General features: G+C 49.7%; 6 protein-coding genes. All 6 read right to left on the bottom strand.

Translation table 11 applies throughout. From position 1 onward, the window contains the following. A partial coding sequence (locus J7M22_04385) for a GNAT family N-acetyltransferase (protein ID MCD6505846.1) occupies window positions 1-620 on the bottom strand: 620 nt, incomplete at its 3' end. Next, window positions 617-1621, bottom strand: a complete 1005-nt coding sequence (locus tag J7M22_04380; GenBank protein MCD6505845.1) for a PD40 domain-containing protein — start codon at window positions 1619-1621, stop codon at window positions 617-619. The genes J7M22_04385 and J7M22_04380, both read right to left, overlap by 4 nt. Window positions 1622-1663: 42 nt before the next feature. Continuing rightward, the gene (locus J7M22_04375; protein ID MCD6505844.1) at window positions 1664-1957 is read right to left on the bottom strand and encodes a hypothetical protein; all 294 of its coding nucleotides are present in this window, start codon (window positions 1955-1957) and stop codon (window positions 1664-1666) included. A gap of 31 nt (window positions 1958-1988) precedes the next feature. Beyond that, window positions 1989-2342, bottom strand: coding sequence for an antibiotic biosynthesis monooxygenase (locus J7M22_04370; protein MCD6505843.1), 354 nt, complete (start codon window positions 2340-2342; stop codon window positions 1989-1991). Window positions 2343-2354: 12 nt separating this feature from the next. Then, a complete protein-coding gene (locus J7M22_04365) occupies window positions 2355-3992 on the bottom strand; it encodes a glycosyltransferase family 4 protein (protein ID MCD6505842.1) in 1638 nt (545 codons plus the stop codon). 345 nt (window positions 3993-4337) lie between these two features. Then, window positions 4338-4714, bottom strand: a 377-nt coding sequence (locus J7M22_04360) for a hypothetical protein (GenBank protein ID MCD6505841.1), incomplete at its 5' end; no start/stop codon positions are given.

Genomic DNA, 4714 nt, shown 5'->3' with positions numbered 1-4714 from the left:
CGGAAAATCCTATATTTGGATAATATCCTCATCGCGATCCTCTCAGGGATCTTATCCACGGACAGATTAGAAGGATAATAGAAGACAGGAAACACCCTTCGTATCCATCTCTCATACAGCTTTTTCATCTCATCCACATCCGATACCTCTGCAGGTGTGAGCTTAATCCTTGACTCTCCTTCCTCAGGATGTAGAAGGGTGTATATGCCTGTGATCAGATCGGTGAATCCCAGCTTTCGATAGATCGAGTGGGCGATCGAATCCTTTTCAACGGTGAGCAGGATTCCCCTGCATCCCTTCCCTTCGAAGTATCGGATTATCTGTTTCACAAGTTCCGTTCCGATCCCTTTTCCTCTTATCTGAGGTGAAACGAAAAGGGTATCTATCCATCCGAACTTTTGAAACTTCCCTTCGATGAATACAGGGTATAGAATGCCTTGGACATGTCCTACGATTTTACCGTTATGGATTGCGAGGCGGACGCTTTCAGGATCATCGGGGTTTGAATCGTTGAGGTAGCATACCTTCCCTTGGCATCCCTGAAGCCATTGATCCGGCAGAAGCTTGATGATCCCTTTTTCGTCCCCCGGTTGAAAGTGGCGATATTCTATCCTGCTCATCGGGAGATCACACCCCTTTTTATCATCCCCCATGTTAGCTTCTTCAGATCAATCGGAGATGAAACGGAATAGGCGTAATTCGGATCAAACACATCCGGATGATAGCTGCTTTTCGCAAGGTTAAGCCGCTCTACTATCTCCCCATCGCTCGTCATGATATATATGTCGTATCCTTTCCTGTTTGCCTCCCTATCGGAGGCGAAAATTATGAACCTCCCATCCGGAGTCCATCTGGGGAAATCGTCGTTGGCATGGAAAGGTTTCCCCGATATCTTCGATAGATTTTTGACGCTCCCATCTTCCAGATTCATGATGTAGATATCCGAAACCCCAAACATCCCCTTACACACGCTGTATGCTACCTTCTTACCATTCTTACTACATGCCACGCTGTAGATGTAAGTCAAATCATGAGGTATTGGGATCTTCTCAAGCTCTCCTATCTCTCTTTCTCCCTCCTTGGTAGTATCCAATACGAAAAAACCCTTTGGTTCCCTACAGCCCAATATCAACTTCTTACCATCAGGCATCCAGTCAAAGGCACATACGGAACTTCCGTCGGTCAGGAACTTGCTCTCACCGCTCAGAAGGTTAATAAGCCGTATCTTCCACCTCCCCTCATCCATCGAGAGCAGAGCTATCCTCCTCCCATCAGGTGACCAAGCGGGATATGCGTTCCCCATGGAGTTATGGGTAATTCTGCTGACTCTCCTGGTTTTCACATCCATGATGTATAGCTCTTCGCTTCCATCTCTTTCTGAGAGGAAGGCTATTCTTCTGCCGTCGGGAGACCACCTAGGGGACCAGTCGGATGAGGAGGAGTTCCGAGTCAGGTTTATAGGCTCGTCCTCCAACCTTTCAAGCAGGAAGATATCGGATATACCCATAGCTATGTCAGCTGTAAACGCGAGTTTGATGCTAGGAAGCTGGATCTTCGCCATTGAAGGGGAGGATAACAGGTAAAGATATAGCAAGATGTGAATCCATTTTATCCTTCTCATATTTCCCTCCGCGATTGAATCAGAGAGGGGGATATCTCCCCCTCATATCGACCAGCATTGTAGACCTGGCATCGGCTGAGTGGAGCAGTGATATCCTAATGCACCTACGCAACAGAAGTAGAAAGGAGGAACTTGGCACCTCTTGTCACCGCAGTCTGCCACGTGATCGGCATTTGAATGTTGAGCGGAAAGCAGGACAGCAGCCAGCGATGAAGCCGTCACCAGAGCAGCCATCGAGAAGGCGTTGCGGTATCCGACCCTTCCGGCCTCCGACAGGATGAACTGTGACACCTTCCTCCTCACCTGCTCCCTTGCATACTCCCCCATGACCTGCATCCTCGCTCACCTCCTCCCCTCTTTGGATTCATCACCCCTCCCTCCCGAAAAAACTGGAAAGGAGATGGCGAAAACCTTTGGATGATTCCTTCCCCACAACTCTGTATCTACCCAGAAACGTCACGGATTCAAACAACCGGCTTATCTCAACCCATATCGGATGCTCAGGAGGAACAAGCTTCCTCCTATGAGCCTCCTCTATATCATCCTCACTCTCCCATAACTCTATCCATAGATAACTTCTCCTCTCACCCTCCTTCTTAAGGAGCTGGGCGGACCTGCATCCCGCCTCCTCCTGAGAGGATTTGAACCTCTCACATATCAACTCCTCAAACTCCCTCTCTTTCCCCTTTTTGGCCCGATACGCTATGATGCTGAAGAGCATATCTCAACCTCCTCAGGAGGTGGACTCCACAAAACCCTTCACCTTCACCAAAATCTCCTTTACCCTCTCCTCCGGAAGGAAGTGAAGCAATATAGCTTCCACCTCCCTAAGTGTGTGTCCCTTCAGGAGAGTTAAAACCAACCCTTCCTCCATTGTCTGAAGGTAGAGATCACCGAAAAGCGGAGATTCCCCCATCTCGGTGAGGTTTAAAAGGAGGGAACCCGATCTGGTGAAGGCAACCTCAAAACGGCGTCGGCGTGCATCGAATCTTCTCTTCAATATCAGCTTCTTGAAAAGCTTTATCAGCTCCTTGGCGCTGTTCTCCCATGAATACTTCTCCGCTATCTCCCTCGCCCTCCTCCCCATCTCCAACCTTCTTTCATCGTCACAAAGCAGATCGTTAACCGCTTCGGACATCTTTTCAAGGGAAACGTATCCCGCAAAGCTCCCAAGCTCATCCCTGAACTCCTCACACTCCACAACTATCCCTCCCTCCTCAACCAGATACGGCATCCCGTCGATGTGGGGCACAACAACGGGGGTTCCACAGGCCATAGCCTCCAGTGTTACCCTTGAGAAGGCCTCCCATCCCACCATCGTGGGGAAACACAGCAGATCGAAGGCGTTGAAAAATAGCGGAAGCTTCTCCCTCGGCTGTCTGCCCGCGTAGATGAGATTTTCAGGTAGCCGATAACGGGAGTAAAAACCGAGATCCGGGACGACCACCAAGAAGATATGATCCGGGTTCATCTCGGCTATCTTCAAGAACAACCCCATCCCCTTCTCCGGAAGGGCCCTGGAGAGAAAGCCCACCACTTTCCTTCTGCAGATCTCGGGCTGCCCGAGCATCTCAGCAATTTCCCTTTTCGCCTCCTCCTTGTCCATAGGCCGGAAGAGGTCCAGATCCACCCCGTTTGGAACGATTTGGAAAAACGAATCATCCAGCGCAAACCGGGAGTAGAGCTTTCTGCCGGACTCGGTCAGTACCATGAAGGCATCGTAATCTCTCATGAATGCATACCATCTGAGGACGGAGTTTATCACTGCTCCCCCTCCTCCCCTCTGCTGGCGGATGCAGACCACGAACGGGACATCTATGTAAGATAGAAGAGGCAGGAACTCCATCTCCGTCGGGGAGAAGATCAGAACCCCGTCGAACCCAAACTCCATCGTCCTCAGAACCGATGAGAGATCCTTTGGGTTCAGGGGGAAGAAGTTGAACCCCTCGGAAAGGTTCTCTTTATGGTTGATGTACACATCCGCATATCTGGAGAGGGCTTTTAGGAGCTTTTGGTGTGATATGGGAGCTCCTATAGCTTTCCACCTCAGATCGGTGCCATAGGGTGAGGAGGTGGGAGCTAGGACTCGCATCCTCCCTTTTTGAGTGAGATGGATGTCTTCTTCGAAGAAGAGCCCTTCCTTCTTTCTCTCCTCAAGCCATTCCATCGTTTTGATTATTTCCTCCTGTTTTTCCTCCTCTTGAAGGGCATAGATTATCTCTTCGTTCGATAGCTCAGGGCAAAGTTGGAGTATCCTCCAGGCTAAATGCGATGCCTCGACGATCCTGCAGGCGTCGAGATCGGCAATGAAAACCCTTCCGTTCTCTTCGATCTTATGAAGCTTATGAGTTGGGAGTGGGAGTCGAAACATCTCCTTCTTTCATCTCTCTTAACAGTTTTATTGGCGTTTGAAGCATCTTCACCTCGTCCAGGCACGGCATGACGACCGATAACAACATCGCCATCAACTCCCAGCATGTCCGAAGTCCAACGTCCAAAGTCCGGAACATCCTCTCTGAAGGATGTTTCATCGAACCAATGTAAGCAACTTTCATGCCAGATTGTTAATGCCCGTAGTTGCTCATCTCCCGATCCACCAATACCCCTCAACTGATAACTACTGTCATCACCTAGATAAGCGAAAAACGGGAAATCCCTCTTGATATAAGGATTCTCAACTGATAACTACAGTTATCACCCCTGATAACCGCTGTTATCACCTATCATCCGTCGGGCGCCTTATCCCCAAATTCCTCATCTTCTTCATCAAACCCGCACGGCTCATCCCTATCCTATCCGCCGTCTGTGTTATGTTCCAACCCGTCTCATCCAACACCCTCAGGATCGGATCCCTCTCGAACCTCTTAACCTCCTCCTTGAGATTGAACTGAGAAGGCAACTCCCGCTTTGATGAACCTTCCATCCCCTCAAAACCCATATCTCTCAGCTCTTCAACCCCTACGCTTCTTCCCCCATATGCCTCACATAGCCTCCTTATCATCATCTCCAACTCCCTCACGTTCCCCGGCCAGTCATAACTCAGAAGCTCATCAAACACCTCTTCGGTGAGAATGGGAGGCTCCCCCAGAGTGT

Source organism: Candidatus Poribacteria bacterium, assembly GCA_021162805.1.
Taxonomy (GTDB): domain Bacteria; phylum Poribacteria; class WGA-4E; order B28-G17; family B28-G17; genus JAGGXZ01.
This window is presented reverse-complemented; position numbering and strand designations above follow the sequence as displayed.

What these genes read in the sequence shown, in the direction of transcription:
- J7M22_04375 (MCD6505844.1), bottom strand. Translation starts at nt 1,957, where the DNA reads ATGCAGGTCATGGGGGAGTATGCAAGGGAGCAGGTGAGGAGGAAGGTG.
- J7M22_04370 (MCD6505843.1), bottom strand. Translation starts at nt 2,342, where the DNA reads ATGCTCTTCAGCATCATAGCGTATCGGGCCAAAAAGGGGAAAGAGAGG.
- J7M22_04380 (MCD6505845.1), bottom strand. Translation starts at nt 1,621, where the DNA reads ATGAGAAGGATAAAATGGATTCACATCTTGCTATATCTTTACCTGTTA.
- J7M22_04365 (MCD6505842.1), bottom strand. Translation starts at nt 3,992, where the DNA reads ATGTTTCGACTCCCACTCCCAACTCATAAGCTTCATAAGATCGAAGAG.